The 338-nt window shown below is 50.0% G+C and carries 1 rRNA gene; it reads right to left on the bottom strand.

The features are described 5' to 3' along the window. Positions 1–337: ribosomal RNA gene (locus ACEVFT_RS21375) — 23S ribosomal RNA — on the bottom strand; the annotation flags it as partial. Position 338 lies beyond the last annotated feature (1 nt).

Raw genomic sequence — 338 nt, 5'->3', positions numbered from 1 at the left:
CTAACTCGCTCTTTTGTAACTCCGTATTGAGTGTCCTACAACCCCAAGAGGCAAGCCTCTTGGTTTGGGCTCTTCCCGTTTCGCTCGCCGCTACTCAGGGAATCGATTTTTCTTTCTCTTCCTCCAGGTACTTAGATGTTTCAGTTCCCTGGGTCTGCCTTCAAGACGCTATGTATTCACGTCAAGATACTACGCGATTAAACGTAGTGGGTTCCCCCATTCGGAAATCTCCGGATCAAAGCTCACTTACAGCTCCCCGAAGCATATCGGTGTTAGTGCCGTCCTTCTTCGGCTCCTAGTGCCAAGGCATTCGCCGTGCGCCCTTAATAACTTAACCA

The organism is Lysinibacillus sp. PWR01 (assembly GCF_043359455.1).
Classification (GTDB): domain Bacteria; phylum Bacillota; class Bacilli; order Bacillales_A; family Planococcaceae; genus Lysinibacillus; species Lysinibacillus fusiformis_F.
Note: the sequence above shows the minus strand (reverse complement) of the source record. Positions and strands in the feature narration are given on the sequence as shown.